This window comes from Xanthomonas protegens (assembly GCF_038442435.1).
GTDB classification, from domain to species: Bacteria; Pseudomonadota; Gammaproteobacteria; order Xanthomonadales; family Xanthomonadaceae; genus Xanthomonas_A; species Xanthomonas_A sontii.
The window spans coordinates 556,635-578,568 of sequence record NZ_JAQJCQ010000001.1; the positions used below are offsets into that span (position 1 = coordinate 556,635).

The window sequence follows — 21,934 nt, forward strand, 5'->3', positions numbered from 1 at the left end:
GAGACATCGATCGCGGCGGCGACAAGCGTGCGGGCGAAGTCTGGTGTCGTCCTGATGCGCGAAGGCTTCGCCCCGTACCCTCACCCCAACCCCTCTCCCGGGGGGAGAGGGGCTCCAGGCGCAACGCGCTCCCCTTCTCCCATCGGGAGAAGGTGCCCCGAAGGGGCGGATGAGGGTACGGGCGCAGCCTGGGAAGACATCGATCGCAGCGGCGACAAGGGTGCGGGCGAAGCCTGGTGTCGTTTTGATGCGCGAAGGCTTCGCCCCGTACCCTCACCCCAACCCCTCTCCCGGGGGGAGAGGGGCTTACGTTGCTCCCGGCGATGACGGAGCAGTGCCGACGTCGCCGAATGGGGGCGGCACCGCGCTCAGCCCAGGCGCTGCCGCACCGCCTCGAACAGGGTCACGCCGGCGGCGACCGAGACGTTGAGGCTCTCGATCTCGCCCGGCATCGGGATCCGCACCAGGCCGTCGCAATGCTCCCGGGTCAGCCGGCGCAGGCCGTCGGACTCGCCGCCCAGCACCAGCGCCACGTTGCCACGCAGGTCCTGCGCGTACAGCGAGGTCTCGGCCTCGCCGGCCAGGCCGTAGATCCACACGCCCTGCTTCTGCAGCTCGCGCAGGCAGCGCGCCAGGTTGGTCACCGCCACGATCGGCAGGCGATCGGCGGCGCCGGCCGAGGTCTTGCGCACTGTGGCGTTGACCGGCGCCGATTTGTCCTTGGGAATCACCACCGCGGTCACCCCGGCCGCGGCGGCGCTGCGCAGGCAGGCGCCGAGGTTGTGCGGGTCCTGCACGCCGTCCAGCACCAGCAGCAGGGCGCGGCCCTCGGCGGCGCTGACCAGGCCTTCCAGCTCGCTCTCGGCCCAGGTCCGTGCCGCGGCATAACGCGCGGCCACGCCCTGGTGACGCACGGAGCCGCCGACGCCGTCCAGCGCCTGCGTGTTCACCCGCCGCACGTCGATGCCCTTGCGCCGCGCGTTCTCCTCGATCTCCTGCAGGCGCGGATTCTTGCTGCCCGCTTCCACCAGCACCTCGCGCACATTGTCCGCGTCGTTCTCGATCGACGACGCCACGGCGTTGACGCCGACGATCCACTGGTTCTGCTTGCTCATGAGGCGGGACTACGCGTAAGGAAAGCGGGCATGGTAGGGGTTGTGGCCGCTGGCGTCATGCCTGGGGGGCTGGGATTGGGGAATGGGGAGTCGGGATTGGCAGAAGCGGCTTGGCCGTGACGTCGTGCTTTCCTGCGATGCCCGGGGCGTGCGTGTCGCGGCGGCAAGACCACCGATGCAGCGCCATCCAGTCTGGGCGCGACGGGGCCTTGTGGGAGGGACTTCAGTCCCGACGCGGTGACCTGGGGAACCCCGGCCTGCTGCGTGGCGCGCCGATTACCCGAGGTTACCGGCACCGACACGCTCCGCTCGCCGTCGGCACTGCCCATCGCAGCTCAGACCGGCCAGTGCTCGGTGTCGTGGTCCGGATGCTGGCGCGAGACCACATCGGCCAGGAACGGCGCGGCGGCCAGATCGCCCTCGGTGCGGACCGCCGACAGCCGATGCAGCGCGTCCACGAACCGCAGCTTCGCTTCGATGCCGTACTGGATGGTCGGCGGCACTGCCTCCGGATGGTCGAAAGCGCCGGCGGCCACCGCGATGCCGTCCGGCGCTTCGTAGGTCAGCGGCGTGCCGCAGTCGGCGCAGAAGCCGCGCTGCACCAGGTTGGACGAGGCGAAGCGCCTGGGCGTGCCGCGGGTCCAGGTCAGGTCCGCGCCGCGTGTGGAGACCAGCGGCGCGTAGTAGGCGCCGAACGCCTTCTGGCACATCCGGCAATGGCAGATCGAGGCGTCGTGCAGCCGTCCGCGCACGCGGAACCGCACCGCCCCGCACTGGCAACCGCCGCTGTACTCCTGCTCCTGCTCCATATCCGCTCTCCGCTGCGAACCGCATCGCGCAGGGCTCCCGCACGACGTACGGGAAGCGCGATCGCGGCGGCCGCCAGGCGGTTCGCCGCGACGCTGCGCCGTCAGTACTTCTTTTTCTTGCGCTTGGCCGGCTGCCCACGCGGTGGCGGCGGCGGCAACTCGTCGTGTGCCGACGAGCCTTCCTCGACCAGGCGGAAGTCGATCTTGCGCTCTTCCATGCTCGCCTTCAGCACCAGGATGCGCACGCGGTCGCCCAGGCGGAACTCGCGCCCGCGGCGCTCGCCGGTCAGGGTCTTGCGGGTCGCGTCGAACTGGTAATAGTCCTGCGGCAACTGGGTCACGTGGATCAGGCCGTTGACCTTGGACTGGTCCAGCTCGACGAACAGGCCGAAGCTGGTGACGCCGCTGACCACGCCGTCGAACTGCCCGCCGACGTGCTTCTCCATCCACGCGGCGCGGTAGCGCTCGTCGACCTCGCGCTCGGCCTCGTCGGCACGGCGCTCGCGCTCGGAGCACTGCAGCGCCAGCGCCGCCATCGCGCGCGGCGCGTAAAGGTACTTGTCCGGCGCACCGCGGGTCAGTGCGTACTTGATCGCGCGGTGCACCAGCAGGTCCGGATAGCGGCGGATCGGCGAGGTGAAGTGCGCGTACGCCTCCAGCGCCAGGCCGAAGTGGCCGGCGTTGTCGGGCGAGTACACCGCCATGCTCTGGCTGCGCAGCAGCACCGATTCCAGCAGCGCCGCGTCCGGGCGCTCGCGCACCTTCTTCAGCAGCTTGGTGTAGTCGCCCGGCACCACCTTGCTCCATGCCGGCAGGCTCAGCTTGAACTCCTTGAGGAACTCCAGCAGGTCGGCGTACTTGGATTCCGGCGGGCGCTCGTGCACGCGGAACGGCGCGGGAATATGCGTCTCCAGCAGGTAGCGCGCCGCGGCCACGTTGGCGGCGATCATGCATTCCTCGATCAGCTTGTGCGCGTCGTTGCGCACCAGCATGCCAGCCTGGGTCACCTCGCCGGTGTTGTCGAGCACGAAGCGCACTTCCGCGGTCTCGAACTCGATCGCGCCGCGGCGCGCACGCGCCTTGGCCAGGATCTGGTACAGCTGATGCAGCCGCTCCAGCTGCGGCAGCACCGCCGCCACGTCCTTGCGCACTTGCTCGTCTTTTTCGCCCACCGCCTGCCACACCTGCTCGTAGGTGAGCCGCGCGTGCGAATTCATCACCGCCTCGTAGAAGCGCGCACCGGCCACCTCGCCCTGGCGGTCGATCTGCATGTCGCAGACGAAGCACATGCGGTCGACCTTGGGGTTGAGCGAGCAGATGCCGTTGGACAGCGTCTCCGGCAGCATCGGCACCACGAAACCGGGGAAGTACACCGACGTCGCGCGCTTGACCGCTTCGGTATCCAGCGGCGTGCCCGGACGCACGTAGTGCGACACGTCGGCGATCGCCACCACCAGGCGGAACCCGTCGGCGTTGGACTCGCAGAACACCGCGTCGTCGAAGTCCTTAGCGTCGGCACCGTCGATGGTCACCAGCGGCGTCTGCCGCAGGTCCACGCGGCCCTTGATCGCCGCCGGCTCCACCGTCAGCGGTACCGCCGCGGCTTCGTCCAGCACCTCCTGCGGGAATTCGTAGGGCAATTCGTGGCCGTGGATCGCCGCCTCCACCAGCAGCGACGGGGTCAGCTTGTCGCCCAGCACGGCGATGATCTTGCCGATCGGCGGGCGCCGCGCGTCCGGCGCGGAGGTGAGTTCGCACACCACCAGTTGCCCGTCGCGGGCCTCGCCGACGGCATCGGCGGGGATCTGCACGTTGCGCTGGATGCGCTTGTCGTCCGGCACCACGAAAGCGATGCCGGCTTCCAGGCTGAAGCGGCCGATCAGGCGGGTCAGGCCGCGCTCGAGCACGCGCGCGATGCTGCCCTCGCGGCGGCCGCGGCGGTCGATGCCGGTGACGTTGGCCAGCGCGCGGTCGCCATGCAGCACCTTGCGCATTTCGTACGGCGGCAGGAACAGGTCGTCGCCGCCCTCGTCCGGGCGCAGGAAGCCGAAGCCGTCGGGATTGGCGATCACCACGCCGGGGATCAGGTTGGTCTGCTGCAGCGGCGCGTAGCCGCCGCGGCGGTTCTGCACCACCTGGGCTTCGCGCAGCATCGCACCCAGGCGCTTGCTCAGCGCTTCCTTGCGGGTCGGCTCGGTCAGGCCGAGCTGCTCGGCCAGTTCGTCCAGGGTCTGCGGGCCGTCGCAGCGTTCGAGCAGTTGCAGGATCGCCTCGCGGCTGGCGATCGGCTGCGCGTAGCGCTCGGCCTCGCGTGCGGCATACGGATCCTGGATCGGCGCGGCGGTGTCGGGCGCGGCCGCCGGCGGTGGCGACGGTGGGTGCAGCGGTTGCAGCGGCGGCTTGGGGCCACGGCGCAGGAAGCTGGGCATCCAGGCGGGCAGACGCGATTTCTTCGGCGTATCAGAGGTGGGCGCGTCGCCAGACGCGGATTTGCCGGGCTTGCCGGACTTGCTTTTGCGAGTTGTCATCCGCGCATGGTACTCCCATGCAGGTGGCCGTCACCCGAACCGGGCGGCGCGCCGCGGCGAACGTGCGCCCCAGAAACGACGAAGCCCGCGTCAGCGGGCCGGTCGGTGCGAGAGTTCAGCGCTCTCGCGATGTTGCCTGTGGTGCCCAGGAGAGGACTCGAACCTCCACGGTTTTACCCGCTAGTACCTGAAACTAGTGCGTCTACCAATTCCGCCACCTGGGCGCTGAAGGCCGCGAATTCTGCGGTGCCGCCGCGACCTTGTCAACGCCTATTTTTGCGCCGGTCTCGATTGCCGGCATCGATGACGCGATCCGACCGCGGCACGCAGCGGTGCCGCGCACATCCCAAGCGCCGCGCGGCTGTGCACCCGCGCACGCTTCGACGGCGCGCGGATTCGGCGGAAAACAGCATGCGCGATGCCGATTCCGACACAGCGCTGTCACAAGCGGACCTGCTTCGAAGATGCGCCGTGACGGCAGCGGAAGTTCGCGATTTTGTCGGTTGACCCGATTCGGCGCCTCGCTAGTTTGCATCCGGCAATCCGTCGCCCTCCCCCACGCTCCGGAGCCTTCCCCCATGCACAGCCTGTCCGCTTCCCTGCTCGCCGCCGCCCTGTTCGCCAGCGCCGGCAGCGCTTCCGCCGCCACTGCCGACGACGCCTCGCTCGGCTCGCTCACCGAGATCCAGCGCGCCCTGGACAGCGGCGCCTCGGTCGCCGTGGCGATCGACCTGAGCCAGTGCACGCCGACCTCCGGCGGCGCCACCCCGAGCCAGACCCGTGGCGGCCTGCGCATCGGCGCCTACCGCGTCACCGCCGACGGCACCCTGTCCTTCGCCGACGAACACGTCACCGTCGGCCGCGACGGCAAGCCGATCCAGCAGTTCCTGCGCTACCAGGTGCATCCCGACAACACCGTGGACTTCACCATGTTCGTGTTCGCCCTGCCCAGCTACCAGCAGACCGGCAGCACCCTCGGCTACCGCTGCGCGATCAACCAGGGCTTGCGCTTCAACGTCGGCTACTGAGGTCGCCACCGACGCGTCCGCGACGGCGCTGCACTGCCGCCGTCGTAAAACGCTTGACAGTGCCCGCTGCCACGCGCACAATTCTCGTTCTGAGTTGCCCAGGTGGCGGAATTGGTAGACGCACTAGTTTCAGGTACTAGCGGGTAAAACCGTGGAGGTTCGAGTCCTCTCCTGGGCACCACGACCGACAGGTCGAGCACGATCTCAAAACCCGCTTCGGCGGGTTTTTTGTTGGCTGCGCGCAGGCCGCGGCGCTCAGCGCTGCGGCGGACGCAACGGACCGATGTCCACGCGCACGCCCTTCACCCACACCGCCACCTTGTAGGCACGGTAGCCCGGGTTGTGGCGTTCGGCCGCACGCGCGGCCAGGTAGGCATTGGCGGCATGCACCAGCACCTGCAAGGACGGCTCCAGTTGCGCGACGCGCCGGAGTCTCACTTCGTAGGTGGCCATGCGCCCTCCCCCACGTGCCGGCAGGCGCCGCGTGCCGCGATCGGCCAACGCATGACGGCGGCGCACCGCGGCGCCGACACCCTCGTGTCCACAACATCCATGTCCTGCATGCGCATCCTCGCGCGTCCGTGCATTCCGCACCGCACGAGTATTGAATCTCCGAACAATTGGAGTCAAGCGTGACTGTACGACAAGCCGGCGGATGCTCCATATCTTGGTAGGCCCGCCGTCCCCCAAGGCCCACCGCGATGAATAGCTTCGGCGAGCGTTTGCGCGAAGCCAGAAAAGCCGCCGGGCTCACCCAGGAGCAGTTGGGCTTCGCGCTGGACGTCACCAAGTCCTCGGTGTCGGCCTGGGAGAACGACCGCGAAACGCCGAGCTTCCGCCTGCTGCCGACGCTGCGCAGCGTGCTGAACCGCTCGCTCGACGAACTGGTGTGCGGCGTCGGTCCCGGCAAGCGCGTGCAGGACCTGCCCGCCGACTATCCGTTGCTGGCGCAGGACGCGCAGGAGCGCGCCTTGCTCGCGCGCTATCGCAACGCCTCGGTGCGGCGCCGCGAAGCCGTGCTGGAACTGCTCAAGCCCGATAACGGCTGAGGTCGCATCGGCTGCTCTGTTGCTTCCGGTACTTCGAGCAACGACGAATGCCATTCGTAGGAGCGGCTTCAGCCGCGACGAGGCGCTACCGATAACGCCCCGTCGCGGCTGAAGCCGCTCCTACGAGGACGACCACGTGTCCCGCTGAGCCACGGCAACGCGCGTTGTTCGAGACGCCCTTTCAGCCGCCGACGCCGAGCTTGCGCAGCGCCTCGCCCCAGATCGCGTAGCCCGCTTCGCTGGGATGGGTGCCATCGGGCATCAGCGCCGCCGGCAGCGTGCCGTCCGGCTGCAGGAAGCGCGCGCCGATGTCGAGCCAGTGCACCTGCGGGTCGTGGGCGAAGCGCGCGGCCAGCAGGCGGTTGGTCTCCAGGATCGGCGCACGCTGCGGCGCATCGGCGGCGAAGCCGCGCGGGAAGATGCCCATCAGCACGATCCGGCTGCGCGGCAGGCGCCGCCGGACCTCGGCGACCACCGCCGCCACCCCGTCGGCGGTCTCCCGCGGCGTGTTGGTGCGCGCATGCTCGGTGCCGGCGAGATTGTTGGTGCCGAGGTTGATCACCACCCAGCGCGGCGCCAGACCGTCCACCTCGCCCTGGCGCAGCCGCCACAGCACGTTCTGGGTGCGGTCCCAGCCGAAGCCCAGGTTCAGCACCCGCGCGTCGCCGAAGGTGCGCTGCCAGGCCTGCGCGCCATTCACCCGGATCGCCTGGGGCGCGCCCGCCCAGAAATGGGTGATCGAGTCGCCAAGCATCACCACCTGCGGCTGCAACTGCCGCGCGGCGTCCAGTGCGGCATGGTGGCGTCCGTACCAGTCGTAGGAATCCTGCTCCAGCCAGGGCACCGCGATGCGTGCGGTGTCGACGTCGGTCATCGCGTCCAGCGGCAGCCGCGGCGCCTCGTCGAGCAGCCGCGCCAGGGTCGGCTCGATGGCCTCGGCCATGCGCCGCTGCCCGCGCGTGTCCGGGTGCAGCGCGCCACTGCCGGGACGCTGCCGCGGATCGTAGAACAGGCTCGGGTCCAGCGTGCCGTCGGCGCGCTGGAACACCGTGCCGATGTCCAGGTAGGCCACGCGCGGGTTGTCGCCGTAGCGCACTGCCAGCGCGCGGTTGACCTCGGCATCGCGCGCACTCTTCTGCGCCGACAGTCCGCTGGGCAGCACGCCGAGCAACAGGATGCGCGTGCGCGGCAGGCGCTGCTCCAGCGTGGCCACCACCGCATCGATGCCGCGCACCGTGTCCGCCGCGCCTTGCCCTTCGTGGCCGGTGTTGTTGGTGCCGATCAGCAGGACCGCGACCTTGGGCCGCAGGCCGTCGATCTCGCCGTGCTGCAGGCGCCACAGCACGTGTTCGGTGGCGTCGCCGCTGAAGCCGAGGTTGAGCGCGCCGCGGCTGCCGTAGAAGGTCTGCCAGGTCGACTGGAAGTCTTCGTCCGGTGCCTGCGCCTTCTCGTAGTTCTGGGTGATCGAATCGCCGATCAGCAGCAGCGGCGCATCGGGGTGCGCACGTCCCTGCGCCAACACCTGTTGGTGGCGCTCGGCCCACCAGGTTTCGTGCAGGCGATCGGCCGGGGTCACCGGCACTGGCGAGGGCGCCGGCGGCGGTGCGGCCTGCGCATGGCCCGGGTGCGCGCCAAGGCACAGCAGTACGAGGACGGCCGCGCGCGGAAGCGATGCGGCGAAGCGGGCGCCGAAGGCGCGGAGAAAGCGCTGCATGTGCGGGGCTGCCGAAGCCTGCGAAGAGCCGCATTCTGGTGCGCAGGCCGCGGCAGCGGCAAGTGTCCCGGCGCTGGAGCGCGACGCCGGACGCGCATGCCACTTGGCACGCCCGGGTGCGGCGCGCCGGACGGCACGCCATCAGGCAATGGGGTGCATGCGCCGCTATCGCACCACCATTGCAGCGGCACGGACGGCACCGGGCGTGGTGCCGTCCGTGCCGACGTGCCGCCGTCGAGGCTCAGTGGCCGCCAGCCGCCGCCGCGCCACCACCGCCGCCGAACGGCGGCTTGGCCAGCCACAGGAAGAAGATGATCCCGAGGAAGGTCCAGCCCAGCAGGTAGAAGATGTCGTTGAAGCCCATCTGCGAGGCCTGGTGGTTGATGGTGTTGTTGAGCAACGCCGCGCCGTTCTGCAGGCTGCCGTTGCCCATCATCTGCACCTGTTCCTGCATGCCCGGCGTGTAGGTGGAGATGTGCTCGGTCAGATGCGCATGGTGCAGCTGCGTGCGCTTGGCCCACAGGTAGGTGGTCAGCGACGCGGCGAAGCTGCCGCCCAGCGTGCGCAGGAACGTGGCCAGGCCGGAGCCGGCGGCGATCTCGCGTCCGTCCAGGTCCGACAGCAGGATCTGCAGCACCGGCATGAAGAATAGCGCCACGCCCACGCCCATCAGCAACTGCACGCCGGCCACATGCGGGAAATCCACCTGCAGGTTGAAGTCCGAGCGCATGAAGCTGGTGGTGGCCATGAAGATGAAGGCGATGCTGGCCAGCATCCGCAGGTCGAAGCGCGAGGCGTACTTGCCGACGAACGGGGTCATGATCACCGGCAGGATGCCGATCGGCGCGGTGGCCAGGCCGGCCCAGATCGCGGTGTAGCCCATGTCGCGCTGCAGCCACTGCGGGATCAGCAGCGACACGCTGAAGAACGCGGCGTAGGCGACGATCAGCGCCATGGTGCCGGCGCGGAAGTTGCGGTGGCGGAACAGCCGCAGGTCGACGATCGGATCCTTGTCGGTCAGCTCCCAGATCAGGAACACCGCCAGCGCCACCGCCGAGATCGCGGCCAGCACGACGATCTTGGTCGAACTGAACCAGTCCTCGTCGTTGCCCAGATCCAGCACCACCTGCAGGCAGCCGACGCCGATGATCAGGGTGATCAGGCCGACGTAGTCCATGCGCGGGCGCTCGATCGGTTCGGGACGGTCGCGCAGCTGCGAGCCGACCACGGTCGCGGCGATGATGCCCAGCGGCACGTTGATCAGGAAGATCCATTCCCAGCTGTAGTTGTCGGTGATCCAGCCGCCGAGGATCGGCCCGGCGATGGGCGCGACCACGGTGATCATCGCCAGCAAGGCCAACGCCTGCCCGCGTTTCTCGCGCGGGTAGATCGACACCAGCAGGCTCTGGGTGATCGGGTACATCGGGCCGCAGACGAAGCCCTGCAGCGCGCGCGACACCACCAGCATGCCCATGCTCTGGGCCAGGCCGCACAGCAGCGAGGCCGCGGTGAAGGCCAGCGTGGCCCACACGAACAGCTTGGTCTCGCCGAAACGGCGGCTGAGGAAGCCGGTCAGCGGCAGCGCGATGGCGTTGCTGACCGCGAACGAGGTGATGACCCAGGTCGCCTGCTGCGAACTGGCGCCGAGGTTGCCGGCGATGGTGGGCAGCGAGACGTTGGCGATGGTGGTGTCGAGCACCTGCATGAACGAGGCCATCGCCAGGCCCACCGTGCACAACGCCACACTGGCCGGGCGGAACCCGGCGGCCGGTGCGCCCGGAACCCCGGGCGCGGCGGGAGCGGCAGCTTGGTTGGACATGACCGGGCTCAGTTCGCCTTGGCGGCGTCGGGCAGGTTGGCGTGGATGATCTGCTTCACGGCCGCATCGGCCTGCTGCAGCTGCTGCGCATACACATCGGTATCCAGCAGCACGCCGCTGGCCGGCTTGGTCGGCAGCACCGAGCCGTTCTGGTCATGCAGGTTGACGTTGGCCTTCATCGACAGGCCGATGCGCAGCGGATGCTGCTCCAGCTGCTTGGCGTCGATGGCGATGCGCACCGGCACGCGCTGCACGATCTTGATCCAGTTGCCGCTGGCGTTCTGCGCCGGCAGCAGCGAGAACGCACTGCCGGTGCCGATGCCCAGGCTCTGCACGGTGCCGTGGTAGGTCACCGCGCTGCCGTACACATCCGACTCCAGTTCCACCGGCTGGCCCAGGCGCATGTGCTTGAGCTGGGTTTCCTTGAAGTTGGCGTCCACCCACACCTGGTTCAGCGGCACCACCGCCATCAGCGCGGTGCCGGGCTGCACGCGCTGGCCGACCTGCACCGAGCGCCGCGCCACATAACCGGCCACCGGCGCGACGATGGCGCTGCGGGCGTTGTTGAGGAAGGCCTGGCGCACCTGCGCGGCGGCGCCCTGCACGTCGGGCTGGTCGGCCACGCCGTTCTCGTCGATCAACGCGCGGTTGCGCGCCAGGGTCTCGCGCGAGCCGCTGACCGCGGCCTCGGCGGCGGCCAGCTGATCGCGGGCATGCGCCAGTTCTTCGGCGGAGATCGCCCCGGTGGCGACCAGGCTGGCACGGCGGGCGACGTCGGCGCGGGCGCGCTGCAGGGTCACCTGCTGCGCGGACAGTTCGGCCTGGGCGCCCTCGACCGAGCGGTACAGACCGCGCACCTGGCGCACGGTGCGCGCCAGATTGGCCTCGGCCTGCTGCAGCGCGACCTCGGTGTCGGCCGGGTCGAGCTTGACCAGCGGCTGGCCGCGCTCCACGCGCATGCCGTCGTCGGCGTCGATGCGCACCACGGTGCCGGCCACCATCGGGGTGATCTGCACCAGGTTGCCCTGCACGTAGGCGTCGTCGGTGTCCTCGTGCCAGCGGCCGACCAGGAAGTACCAGATCGCCAGCGCGATCAGCACCAGCACCACTACCACGGCCAGGCCGCGCAGCAGCTTGCCGCGCCGGCTGGGGGCGGGAGCGGAGGAAGCGGGGGTCGTTGTCTGATTCATTGCAGCGATCTCAGGAATGCGAAGGTGCGGAAGAAGAAGAGCTCGGCGCATCGGCGGCGGAGGTGGCGTCGTAGCCACCGCCCAGCGCCTGATTCAGGCGCACCGAGACCAGGATCTGATTGGATTGCAGCGACGCCAGGCGCTGCTGCGCGTCGAGCAACTGCTGTTGCGCGCTAAGCACGTCCAGGTAGTTGCCGATGCCGGCGCGGTAGCGCTGCTGGGACAGGTCGAAGGCGGCCTGCGCCGTCTCCAGCGCCTGCGCCTGCTGCTGCGCCTGCTCGGCCAGCGAACGCGCGGCGTTGACCTGATCGGCCACCTCGCGCAGCGCCGCCACCAGGGTCTGGTTGTAGTTGGCCACCGCCAGGTCGTACTGCGCATCGCGCTCGGCCAGTTGGCTGCGCAGCCGCCCGCTGTCGAACAGCGGCAGGCTCACGCCCGGGCTGAGCAGGCCCAGCACCGACGAACTCTTGAACAGGTCGCCCGGGTTGGTCGCGGCGACGCCGCCCAGCAGGCTCAGGTTGATGCTGGGATAGAACTGCGCCTTGGCCGCATGGATGCCCTGCGAGGCGGCTTCCACCCGCCAGCGCGCGGCGACAACGTCGGGCCGGCGGCCGAGCAGGTCGCTGGGCAGCACCGACGGCACCCGCGCGGCCTGCGGGTCGAGCAGGCGCGGCCGCTCGATCTGCAGCCCGCGGTCCGGGCCGCGGCCGAGCAAGGCCGCCAGCGCAGTGCGCGCTTCGTCGATCTGCTGCTGCGCCGCCGCCTGCTGCTGGCGCGCCGCCGGCACGCGCGCCTCGGCCTGGCGCAGCTGCAGGTTGTTGTCGATGCCGGCATCGCGGCGCTGCCGCACCAGCTTGAGGCTGTTCTCCGAGCGCGCCAGTTCGGCGCCGGCCAGGTCGTACAGATGCCAGGCGTAGCCCAGTTGCGCGTAGGCGCGGGCGACGCCGGCCGACAGGTCCAGGCGCGCGGCCTGCGCGTCGACCTCGGCCGCATGCGCCTGGTCCACTGCCGCCTCCCACGAGGCGCGCTTGCCGCCCCACAGGTCGAAGCCGTAGCTGAAGTTCAGCAGCGCCTGTTCGTTGTGGATGTACTTGCCGCCGATCTCGTCGCCGGCCAGGCCCTTGGGCAGTTGCAGGCCGGTGTAGCCGGCCGACAGCGACAGCTTGGCGCCGCGGTCGGCATCGGCCGCGCCGGCCTGCGCCTGCGCCAGGCGCAGCCGCGCATCGGCGGCGTCCAGGCTGGGCGTGCCCTGCAGGGCCTCGGCGATCAGCGCGTCGAGCTGCGGATCGCCCAGCGCCTTCCACCAGTCCTGCTGCGGCCACGGCGCCGGCGCCAGCGCGTCCGCGGCCAGGGTCTTGCCGATGTGCAGCTGGCGGTCGGCATCGAGCCGGCGCCCCTGCGGTTCCAGGCCACGGCTGCTGGCGCAGGCCGCCAGTGCCAGGGTGAGGGCCGCGACCGCGAACGGGCGCAGGCGGGAGGGAGAAGAAGACAGAGTCATGTGGGCGGGTTCAGGGCGAATTGAGGGAATCGCGGACGCGGACCAACAGCGAAAACAAGTGCTCGCGCTCGTCGGCGGACAGATCGCGCAAGGCATCGGCGATGGCGTCGTCGCCGCGCTGCTTGAGCTGCTGCCACAGCGCCTGGCCTTCGTCGGTCAGCACCAGGCGCAGCGCGCGGCGGTCCTGCGCGTGCGCCTCGCGGCGCACCCAGCCCAGGTCTTCCAGCTTGTCCAGCAGGCGCGTCACCGCGCTGGGGTTCTGGTCGATGGCCTGGGCCAGTTCGTTGGCGGTGCACGGCGCCATGTGGGCCAGGGCCTTCATGCCGATGTAGTGGCTGAAGCCCAGGTCCGGCTCCAGCCCGGCCATGGCCTGGTCGAGGCGGCGCATCAGGCCGTCACGCACCTGGCGCAGCAGCAGGCCGAACGAGGGTTGGCCAGGGAAGGAGGGAGCGCAGTTCATGGGCGCCTATTATTTTCATTTAGAAATATATGTCAAGAAAATATCCCCAAGGAAAGTAGATGCTGCGTTGCAGCGAAGGAACGCTGACGGCGAGCGCACTGTAGCGGCGCGCGGCCATGGCTCGGTATTACAATCCGGACAATGGATATCGAAATCGCGCCAACCCACCCGGCCGACGCTCCGGCCAGTGCCGGCTCCGACAGCGCACTGGACCCGCGCGCCATGGAGTGGTTCGAGCGCGCCGATGGCCCGCCCGCGCTGGCCTTCATCGCGCATTCGCCGGTGTCGCTGCGGCGCGAGGTGGACTGGCACCGCCACGTGCGCGGGCAATTGATCTACGTGGAGGACGGTGTGCTGGGCACCCGCACCGCGCACGGCCAGTGGTCGCTGCCGCCGGGCTGCGCCGGCTGGATGCCGCCGCAGGAACTGCACACGGTGCAGGTGTCCGGGCGGGTGCGCAGCTACCTGGTGCTGATCCGCCCCGACGTCTGCGCCGATCTGCCGCCGCGGACCTGCGTGATCGGCATGAACGGCCTGTTCCGGGAAGTGCTGCGGCGGATGAGCCAATGGGGGGTGCCGCCGGCGCTCGCGGCCGAGCAGCAGCGCCTGTGCGCGGTGCTGCTGGACGAGGTGCGCAATGCCCCGGTCGAGCATCTGCACCTGCCGATGCCGCGCGACCGCCGGCTGCTGCGCATCGCCACCCAGTTGCTGGAAACCCCCGCCGACGACCGCTCGCTGGCGCAGTGGGCGCACTGGGCCGGGCTGTCGGCGCGCAGCCTGAGCCGCCACTTCCGCGACGAGACCGGCTTCGGCTTCGCCGGCTGGCGCCAGCAGGCGCGGCTGGCCGAGGCGTTGCGCCGGCTCAGCGACGGCGCCAGCGTCGCCGACACCGCCTTCCGGCTGGGCTACAGCAGCCCCAGCGCCTTCGTCACCGCCTTTCGCGGCCGCTTCGGCCATCCTCCGGCCCGTTACCTGGCCAGCGCCGGCGGCACGCGCGGCTTGGCATCGCCGGCCGCATCCGGATAATCGACCGGCTGACCTGCGGCGCCTGGCGCCGCGTTCCCCTATAGGTATTTCCCGCGCATGACCGATCTCGCCCGCCCCGCCTTCCATGGTTTCGAACAGCTGCCGCTGCGCGAATACGCCGAACGCGCCTATCTCGACTACTCCATGTACGTGGTGCTGGACCGCGCCCTGCCCTTCCTCGGCGACGGGCTCAAGCCGGTGCAGCGGCGCATCATCTATGCGATGAGCGAGCTGGGCCTGAACGCGACGGCCAAGCCGAAGAAATCCGCGCGCACCGTCGGCGACGTGATCGGCAAGTACCACCCGCATGGCGACAGCGCCTGCTACGAAGCGCTGGTGCTGATGGCGCAGCCGTTCTCCTACCGCTACCCGCTGATCGAGGGCCAGGGCAACTTCGGCTCCACCGACGACCCGAAGTCGTTCGCGGCCATGCGCTACACCGAGTCCAAGCTGACCCCGATCGCCGAAGTGCTACTGGGCGAACTCGGCCAGGGCACGGTGGACTGGTCGCCGAACTTCGACGGCACCCTGGACGAGCCGACCTGGATGCCGGCGCGGCTGCCGCACCTGCTGCTCAATGGCACCACGGGCATCGCCGTGGGCATGGCCACCGACGTGCCGCCGCACAACCTCAACGAGATCGTCAGCGCGCTGATCCGCCTGCTCGACGACCCCGATGCCAGCGTCGGCGACCTGTGCGAGCACGTGCGCGGCCCGGACTACCCGACCACCGCCGAGATCATCACCCCGGCCGCCGACCTGCGCGCGATCTACGAGACCGGCCATGGCAGCGTGCGCGCCCGCGCCACCTACCAGAAGGAAAACGCCAACATCGTGGTCACGGCGCTGCCGTACCAGGTGTCGCCGTCCAAGGTGATCGAGCAGATCGCGCAGCAGATGCGCGCCAAGAAGCTGCCGTGGCTGGAAGACATCCGCGACGAGTCCGACCACGCCAACCCGGTGCGGGTGGTGCTGGTGCCGCGCTCCAACCGGGTCGACGCCGAGCAGCTGATGGGCCACCTGTTCGCCACCACCGACCTGGAGCGCAGCTACCGGGTCAATCTCAACGTGATCGGCCTGGACGGCCGCCCGCAGGTCAAGAACCTCAAGACCCTGCTGGAGGAGTGGCTGCGCTTCCGCAGCGACACCGTGGTGCGCCGCCTCAACCACCGGCTGGAGAAGGTCGAGCGCCGCCTGCACCTGTTGGAAGGCCTGCTGACCGCGTTCCTCAACCTGGATGAGGTGATCCGCATCATCCGCACCGAGGACGAGCCGAAGCCGGCGCTGATCGCGCGCTTCGGACTCAGCGAGGAACAGGCCGACTACATCCTGGAAACGCGCCTGCGCCAGCTGGCGCGGCTGGAAGAGATGAAGATCCGTGGCGAGCAGGACGCGCTGGCCAAGGAACGCGAGCAACTGCAGGCGGTGCTGGCCAGCAAGACCAAGCTGAAGAAGCTGATCAAGGACGAGCTGATGGCCGACGCCAAGAAGTTCGGCGATGCGCGGCGTTCGCCGCTGGTGCAGCGTGGCGCGGCCCAGGCCATCGACGAGACCGAGCTGGTGCCGAGCGAGCCGATGACCGTGGTGATGTCGGAGAAGGGCTGGATCCGCGCGGCCAAGGGCCACGACGTGGATCCGGCGGCGCTGTCCTACCGCGACGGCGACGGCCTGCTGGCGGCGGTACGCGGGCGCAGCACGCAGCAGGTGGCGTTCCTGGATTCGGAAGGCCGCGCCTACTCGACCCTGGTGCATACCCTGCCCTCGGCACGCGGCAACGGCGAACCGCTGACCGGACGCTTCGCGCCCGCGGCCGGCGCCTCGTTCCAGGCCATCGCCAGCGGCGAGAACGACAGCCGCCTGGTGCTGGCGTCCTCGCACGGCTATGGCTTCGTCACCCGCTTCGAGAACCTGACCAGCCGCAACAAGGCCGGCAAGGCCATGCTCAACCTGACCCCGAACGCCAAGGTGCTGCCGCCGGCACCGGTGAGCGGCGCCGGCAGCGACCGCATCGTCGCGGTCACCAGCGCCGGCCACCTGCTGGCCTTCCCGGTCGCCGACCTGCCCGAGCTGGACAAGGGCAAGGGCAACAAGATCATCGACATCCCCAAGGCCAAGCTCAGCACCGAACGGGTGGTGGCGATCGCCGCGGTGGCGCCGGGCAACACGCTGCTGGTGAAGAGCGGCCAGCGCACCATGTCGCTGTCGTTCAAGGACCTGGGCGCCTACCTCGGCGCCCGCGCCAGCCGCGGCGGGTTGCTGCCGCGCGGGTGGCAGAAGGTGGACGATCTGGCGGTGGAGTAAGCGTGCCTCGCTGGACATCCGTCCAGCCCCGGCTTGTCAGTCATCTCAACGAAGGACCGCAACGATGAACGAGAACGTGAGCAATGCCGGCAATGACGCTTCCTTGATTGCCAGGGTGGAGCGGCTGGAGCAACAACTCCAGGCGAAGGACCAACGCCTGCGCCGTGCCGTGACGGTCAACCGGGTGCTGCTGTTCGGCGTCGCCGCCCTGGTGGTCGCCAGCGCCGGCGCCATCACCAGCGTCGGCGAACAACTGAGCCAGTTCATGGAGTTCTCCAGCACGCCGGTGTCCGCGCCTGCGCTGGACACCTCGGTGCGCTGGGGCCGGCGCGATGCGTCCAATGTCGGCCCGGGCTACACCAATGAGATCCTGTCGCTGATCTCCGAGTCCGACCAGCAGAACTCCTTCAGTTGGCCGCTGTACATCCAGCTCAACGCGACCAAACATCCCAACGCGACCCAGGACAGTTCGCAGAGCGTGGGCGCCACGGTCCGCGCGTTCCAGCGCAGCACCGGTTCGCCATGGCTGGCGGGTTTCCACAGCGAACTGTTCCATGGCTACGACGGCATCGCGGGGCAAAACGTCGCAACGCACGGCACCAGCATCCTGTTCAACGGCGAATTGACCTCCTACACCAACGGCGGGTCGACGATCGGCCTCAATCTGTTGAACACGCCTGGCTCGAGCGTTGCCGGCACGCATGCGATCCAGATCCAGCCAGGCACGCACGGCTGGCAGAACGGCATTCACTTCGACAGCGGCGCGCTAGGCAATGTCGGCATCAACTTCGACCAGTCCACCTACAACATGGGCATCGATCTGGGCGACAACAGCCTGAGGATGAATGCCAATCAGCGCATCATTCTTGAGAAGTACGGCAGCGTTTATCTGCGCTACAACAGTACGAGCGACAAGGTGGAAGTGGTCAAGAAGGGCAGCGTCGTCGCTTCCTGGTGAGACATCCGCGGGATCGGAATCTACGGGGATACCGAAGTGGATCCGCTTCTATCGTAGGAGCGGCTTCAGCCGCGACACCTCAGCGTGTCGCGGCTTGCGCCGGCCGCTCCGGCGATAAGAAGCACAATGGTCTGCGCGCCCGTTCCCGAGTGCGGGGATATTCTCGCTAAGCCGCATCGCGCAACTGCTCGATATGGCTGGCGATCATCGCCGCCACCGTATCGGCCACAGCGCGCGCGCTCAGGCGGGTGTCGAACAGCAACTCCACGGTCGCATAGATCAGGTCGACCACAATGCGGCTGACCAGCCGCAACTGGCGCGGGTCGGCGTCGGGGAAGGCCTCGCTGAGGAAGCGCACCTGGCCCTTGGTCACCTGCGCATGCGACTCCAGGCGCACCTGCTGCAATGCCGGCACCGCGCGCAGCGCGCGCAGCACCCACACCCCGCCCTCGGTCGCCTTGGTGACGCGGTAGGTATCCAGCACCAGCCCGGCGAGGGCGCGCTGCAATTCCTCGCGCGTGCCGCTCATCGCCTGCAGCGTGATCCACTTGGGGACGAGCTGGTTCTGCCGCTCCATCAGCCGCCGGCCCAGTTCCGACAGCAGCGCGTACTTGTTGGGGAAATAGCGATACAGCGCCGGCGGCGTCAGCCCGGCACGTGCGCACACCAGGTTGGTAGACAGCCGCTCCACGCCGACGTCGCCGAGCAGTTGCGCGGTGACCGAGAGGATCTGTTCGTAGGTCTCGGTGGCGCGATGCTGGGCCGGCACCTTGTTCCCGGTCAGGCGCGGGCGGTGCGGTGCGGAGGGACGCGGCGTGTCGGCGGGCATGGGATCTCGATGGTGGTGAAGCAGCAGGCGCCGCGGTGGCGGCACGACGCCAGCCTGACGGCACGCATCGCCGCGGCAATGGGTGCGCGGGCTGCGCCGCGACGTCGCGGCACGCGCCGACATCGCATCTTACCGCGCCCGCCGCTGGCACACCGGCAGCGTCGCTCAGCGCCGTGCCAGCCATCCGCTGAGGCCGGCCGCCAAGCGCCGCTGCAACGTGGTGTACGGAGGAAAGAACGCCTTGACGATCGGCAGGCGGCCGCCCCGCAGCAGCGCGCGTTCGTGCGAGAAGGTGCGGAAGCCGTGCACGCCGTGCGCGCTGCCGAATCCCGAGGCGCCCACCCCTCCGAACGGCAAACCGCTGTGCACGAACTGCTGCAGGCAGTGGTTGACCACCGCGCTGCCGGAACTGGTGCGCGCCAGCACCTGGGCGATGCCGGCACGGTCGCGGCTCCACAGGTACAGCGCCAGCGGCTTGGGCGCGGCGTCGAGCCGGTCGAGCACCTCGTCGAGGCGCGCGAACTCGACCACCGGCAGTACCGGACCGAAGATCTCTTCCTGCGCGATCCGCGCCTGCGCCGGCACCTGCGCCAGCAGCGTCGGCGCCACGTAGCAGCTCTCCGCGTCGTGCTCGCCACCGGCCAGCAACTGCGCGCCGCCGGCGCGCGCCTCGTCGATCAGGGCGGCCACCCGCGCGGCATGCGCCGGGTGGATCATGCGCGCCAGGTGCGGACTGGCGGCGACCGTCTGCGCGTCGGCACCGTAGCGCTGCGCCAGCAGGGCGCGGCAGTGCTCAAGCAGGCGCGCGCTGACATCGCGATGCACGAACAAGGTATCCGGCGCGATGCAGGTCTGCCCGGCGTTGACCAGCTTGGCCCAGACGATCACCTCGGCGGCAAGACGCAGGTCGGCGCTGCGGTCGACGATCACCGGCGACTTGCCGCCCAGTTCCAGCGTCACCGGCGTCAACTGCCGCGCCGCCGCGGCCATCACCTGCCGGCCGACCGACGCCGAACCGGTGAAGAACACATGGTCGAACGGACACGCCAGCAAGGCCTGCGCGGTCGCCGCGCCGCCCTGCACCAGGGCCACCTCTTCCGGCGCGAACGCCTCCTCCAGCACCGCCTGCAGCACCGCGTTGACCTGCGGGGTGAATTCGGAGGGCTTGATCATCGCCGTGTTGCCGGCGGCCAGTGCCGACACCAACGGCCCCAGCACGGTGGCCACCGGGTAGTTCCAGGGCCCGATGATCAGGCAGCGCCCCTTGGGCTGGAACGCGATGCGCGCGCGCGTGCCCAGGGCCAGCAGGGTCGGCGCGACCTTGCGCGGACGCATCCAGCGCGGCAGCTGCGCGATGGCGGTGGCGATCTCGTCGACCACCGGCAGCAGCTCGGTCAATTCCACTTCCAGTGCGGGCTTGGCGAAATCGGTAGCGAAGGCGGCGATCAGCGCCTGCCGTCGCGCCAGCAAGGCATCGCGCAGTGCACGCAGATGTGCGCGCCGCGTGTTCGCCGAGGAGCCGCGCCAGGCCAGCGCAGTGGCCTGCTGCGCGGCGAACAGCGCCGCGACCGTCTCCGGTGGGGTGTCTGGCACGGGCTCAGGCGCCATCGCCGCGCTCCTGCTTGGCGGACGCCGGCCAACGCCCGATGCTTGGCAGTCCCCTGCCCTGCGCCATGCGCGGCCGACGGAAGCGCGTCACCGCAACGACCAGCGCGCTCGCACGGCCACCACCATCAGCCCGCATGCGAGCCCGCCTCCACGACAGCCGGACGGCGCTGCCGCCGGCTGATCCACAGCGCCAGCAGCGCCGCAGCCAGCGCAAAGCCCAGACCGACCAGCGGCACCGGCGCGGGATCGTCGGCGTGCAGCAGCAGCGAGGCCAACAACGGCCCGCAGGCCGACCCGATCAACTGCGCGGCCGGCACCAGCACCGCCACCCGCCCCTGCGCATCGGCGCGCAGCGCCAGGCCGACATGGAACGGCATCAGGAACATCCAGGCGAAGCCGAACGCCACGCACACCGCGGCAAAGCCCAGCGCCGCATTGCCCGGAACCCGGTACATCGCCGCGGCCACCAGGCACAGCGCCACGCTGCCCAGGGTCAGGGTCGCCGTCACCGAAAGCCGGCGCACCCAGTAGATCGCCGCCAGGCCACCGACGATCTGCATGCCCAGCACCCACGAGGTCTGCAGTTGCGCCGCATGCGCGTCCAGCCCCGCGCGCAACGCCAGCGGCTCCAGGTACGCCCACAGCGCGCCGATCGCCGACATCTGCAGGAACGCCACCAGCAATGGCGCCAGCGTCGCCGGCGACCAGCGCAGCCTGGCGGTGGCGGTCACCGCGCACTGCGCATCGGCGGCGGGAGCCAGGCTTGCCGGCACCGACAGTGCCACCGCCAGCGGCAGCACCAGCAGGCAGGTCGCGGCCATGGCGACGAAACCGCCCTTCCAGCCGGCCGCCGGCAACACCCACAGCGCCAGCGCCGCCGCCAGCGCGATCTGCGCCAGCGCCTGCAGCACCATGAACACTGCGGTGATCCGGTCCGGCGTGGCGGCGCGCACGATGCTGACGGTGGCCACCCAGACCAGCAGGCCCTCGGCCAGGCCAGCGACGGCGCGCAGCGCGACGAAAGCCGCATCGCCCTGCGCCTGCACGGTTGCCAGGTTCAGCGCCGCGGCCAGCAACGCCGCCACGACCGCCGTGGCACGCTGCCAGGACACCGGCAGCAGCGCATCGCCCAGCGCCACGCCGATCCCCAGCGCGATGATCTCGCCCATCGCCACCACGCCCACGCCTGGCAGCGTGATCAGGTGCTGCTCGACCAGTGCGCCGAGCACGATCGGCTGCACGCCGAGGATCAGCAGCGCGATGGCGCCGATCGACAAGGCCGCGGCGAGCGGACGTGTCGCCTGGACGGCGGTTGATGCGACGGAAGACGTTGATGGCGTGGCGGTCATTGCGATGGACCCTCAATAGCCTTTGCTTTCGGCCGGCAATTCGCCCGCGGCGAAGGCCGCGGCGGCCCGCATCTGGTCCTTGCGCAGCCGCCCGTTGGCGATGCGCCGCACCCACCAGGGCAGTTCCCGCACCTGCCCGCCGGTGGCCGCGGCAAGCACATAGGCCTTGGCGCATTTCTCGAACAACTCCACGTTCAATGCCAGCCGCTGCGCGGTGATGCCAAGACACAGCGGGCGTCCGCCGAACAGCAGGACGCTGCCGACGCCCGGCGCGGCCGTCGCCAACGCGTCGAGCGCAGGAAACGGCGGCGGCATCGGCCCGATGTGCCGGGCCTGTTCGTCGAACACCTGCGGCAGCACGCCGCCGACATTGGCCAGAAGGTGGCCGAACGCGCCGGCCGACCAGGCGCTGGCACCGACATCGGGACGCTGCAGGTACACCTGCGCGTGCACCTGCGCCCATGCCGGCAGCGCCGGGTCGCGCCAGTCCAGCCACTGCGGCCGCTCCGCCTCGAGCGCGCCACAGCACATCGCCGTGCTGCCCGGACAGCGCAGCGCCAGGGCTGCCGCGTCGTCGCCGAGCAGGCGCTTGGCCACGAGCCGCTCGCGGGTGTGCAGCCAGAGTGCTTCGATCTGCGGGACGGTGGGCATGC

18 protein-coding genes and 2 tRNA genes are annotated in these 21,934 nt (G+C 69.9%); 6 read left to right on the plus strand and 14 right to left on the minus strand.

Features of this window, described 5'->3' with window-relative positions; all coding sequences use genetic code 11:
* Positions 1 to 368: 368 nt before the first annotated feature.
* The 4 genes from rlmB to PIQ37_RS02425 all read right to left on the minus strand — a co-directional run bounded on the left by rlmB (position 369) and on the right by PIQ37_RS02425 (position 4,676).
* The gene (gene rlmB, locus PIQ37_RS02410) at positions 369 to 1,115 is read right to left on the minus strand and encodes a 23S rRNA (guanosine(2251)-2'-O)-methyltransferase RlmB (RefSeq protein WP_017913459.1); all 747 of its coding nucleotides are present in this window, start codon (positions 1,113 to 1,115) and stop codon (positions 369 to 371) included.
* 335 nt (positions 1,116 to 1,450) lie between these two features.
* Positions 1,451 to 1,924 carry a GFA family protein gene (locus PIQ37_RS02415; protein ID WP_342072215.1) on the minus strand — a complete coding sequence of 158 codons (474 nt, stop codon included), beginning with the start codon at positions 1,922 to 1,924 and terminating at the stop codon, positions 1,451 to 1,453.
* A gap of 101 nt (positions 1,925 to 2,025) precedes the next feature.
* A complete protein-coding gene (rnr, locus tag PIQ37_RS02420) occupies positions 2,026 to 4,452 on the minus strand; it encodes a ribonuclease R (protein WP_342072216.1) in 2,427 nt (808 codons plus the stop codon).
* Between the two features lie 139 nt (positions 4,453 to 4,591).
* A tRNA-Leu gene (locus PIQ37_RS02425) sits at positions 4,592 to 4,676 on the minus strand.
* 354 nt (positions 4,677 to 5,030) lie between these two features.
* Between PIQ37_RS02425 and PIQ37_RS02430 the strand changes: the two genes are divergently transcribed.
* Both PIQ37_RS02430 and PIQ37_RS02435 read left to right on the plus strand, forming a co-directional pair.
* The gene (locus PIQ37_RS02430; RefSeq protein WP_152245914.1) at positions 5,031 to 5,480 is read left to right on the plus strand and encodes a VirK family protein; all 450 of its coding nucleotides are present in this window, start codon (positions 5,031 to 5,033) and stop codon (positions 5,478 to 5,480) included.
* Between the two features lie 96 nt (positions 5,481 to 5,576).
* Positions 5,577 to 5,661, plus strand: a tRNA-Leu gene (locus PIQ37_RS02435).
* 74 nt (positions 5,662 to 5,735) lie between these two features.
* Here the strand turns inward: PIQ37_RS02435 and PIQ37_RS02440 are convergent.
* Entirely contained in the window at positions 5,736 to 5,933 is a 198-nt protein-coding gene (locus tag PIQ37_RS02440) for a hypothetical protein (protein WP_010343993.1), read from the minus strand.
* A gap of 248 nt (positions 5,934 to 6,181) precedes the next feature.
* On the opposite strand from PIQ37_RS02440, the gene PIQ37_RS02445 reads away from it, so the two are divergent.
* A complete protein-coding gene (locus PIQ37_RS02445; RefSeq protein WP_017910998.1) occupies positions 6,182 to 6,529 on the plus strand; it encodes a helix-turn-helix domain-containing protein in 348 nt (115 codons plus the stop codon).
* A gap of 181 nt (positions 6,530 to 6,710) precedes the next feature.
* Here PIQ37_RS02445 and PIQ37_RS02450 read toward each other — a convergent pair whose 3' ends face one another.
* The 5 genes from PIQ37_RS02450 to PIQ37_RS02470 all read right to left on the minus strand — a co-directional run bounded on the left by PIQ37_RS02450 (position 6,711) and on the right by PIQ37_RS02470 (position 13,210).
* Positions 6,711 to 8,243 (minus strand): GDSL-type esterase/lipase family protein, encoded by a 1,533-nt coding sequence (locus tag PIQ37_RS02450; protein ID WP_342072217.1) that lies wholly within the window; start codon positions 8,241 to 8,243, stop codon positions 6,711 to 6,713.
* 241 nt (positions 8,244 to 8,484) lie between these two features.
* The gene (locus tag PIQ37_RS02455; RefSeq protein ID WP_342072218.1) at positions 8,485 to 10,062 is read right to left on the minus strand and encodes a DHA2 family efflux MFS transporter permease subunit; all 1,578 of its coding nucleotides are present in this window, start codon (positions 10,060 to 10,062) and stop codon (positions 8,485 to 8,487) included.
* Positions 10,063 to 10,070: 8 nt separating this feature from the next.
* On the minus strand, positions 10,071 to 11,252 hold the full coding sequence (locus PIQ37_RS02460) for an HlyD family secretion protein (protein WP_342072219.1): 1,182 nt from the start codon (positions 11,250 to 11,252) through the stop codon (positions 10,071 to 10,073).
* A gap of 10 nt (positions 11,253 to 11,262) precedes the next feature.
* Entirely contained in the window at positions 11,263 to 12,750 is a 1,488-nt protein-coding gene (locus PIQ37_RS02465; RefSeq protein ID WP_342072220.1) for an efflux transporter outer membrane subunit, read from the minus strand.
* A 10-nt stretch (positions 12,751 to 12,760) separates the two neighbouring features.
* Positions 12,761 to 13,210, minus strand: coding sequence for a MarR family winged helix-turn-helix transcriptional regulator (locus tag PIQ37_RS02470; RefSeq protein ID WP_342072221.1), 450 nt, complete (start codon positions 13,208 to 13,210; stop codon positions 12,761 to 12,763).
* A gap of 141 nt (positions 13,211 to 13,351) precedes the next feature.
* On the opposite strand from PIQ37_RS02470, the gene PIQ37_RS02475 reads away from it, so the two are divergent.
* From PIQ37_RS02475 to PIQ37_RS02485, 3 genes are all read left to right on the plus strand, one after another.
* Positions 13,352 to 14,236 carry an AraC family transcriptional regulator gene (locus PIQ37_RS02475; protein WP_342072222.1) on the plus strand — a complete coding sequence of 295 codons (885 nt, stop codon included), beginning with the start codon at positions 13,352 to 13,354 and terminating at the stop codon, positions 14,234 to 14,236.
* Positions 14,237 to 14,293: 57 nt separating this feature from the next.
* Positions 14,294 to 16,537 (plus strand): DNA topoisomerase IV subunit A, encoded by a 2,244-nt coding sequence (parC, locus tag PIQ37_RS02480; protein WP_342072223.1) that lies wholly within the window; start codon positions 14,294 to 14,296, stop codon positions 16,535 to 16,537.
* 64 nt (positions 16,538 to 16,601) lie between these two features.
* Positions 16,602 to 17,495, plus strand: coding sequence for a hypothetical protein (locus PIQ37_RS02485; RefSeq protein ID WP_342072224.1), 894 nt, complete (start codon positions 16,602 to 16,604; stop codon positions 17,493 to 17,495).
* 166 nt (positions 17,496 to 17,661) lie between these two features.
* Here PIQ37_RS02485 and PIQ37_RS02490 read toward each other — a convergent pair whose 3' ends face one another.
* From PIQ37_RS02490 to PIQ37_RS02505, 4 genes are all read right to left on the minus strand, one after another.
* Positions 17,662 to 18,324: a TetR/AcrR family transcriptional regulator gene (locus PIQ37_RS02490; protein ID WP_017914915.1), complete on the minus strand. Its 663-nt coding sequence runs from the start codon at positions 18,322 to 18,324 to the stop codon at positions 17,662 to 17,664.
* Positions 18,325 to 18,489: 165 nt separating this feature from the next.
* The gene (locus tag PIQ37_RS02495; RefSeq protein WP_342072225.1) at positions 18,490 to 19,932 is read right to left on the minus strand and encodes an aldehyde dehydrogenase family protein; all 1,443 of its coding nucleotides are present in this window, start codon (positions 19,930 to 19,932) and stop codon (positions 18,490 to 18,492) included.
* A gap of 125 nt (positions 19,933 to 20,057) precedes the next feature.
* Complete coding sequence (locus PIQ37_RS02500) at positions 20,058 to 21,209, minus strand: MFS transporter (protein WP_342072226.1); 1,152 nt, start codon at positions 21,207 to 21,209, stop codon at positions 20,058 to 20,060.
* 84 nt (positions 21,210 to 21,293) lie between these two features.
* Positions 21,294 to 21,932 (minus strand): hypothetical protein, encoded by a 639-nt coding sequence (locus PIQ37_RS02505; protein ID WP_342072227.1) that lies wholly within the window; start codon positions 21,930 to 21,932, stop codon positions 21,294 to 21,296.
* Between the last annotated feature and the right edge of the window lie 2 nt (positions 21,933 to 21,934).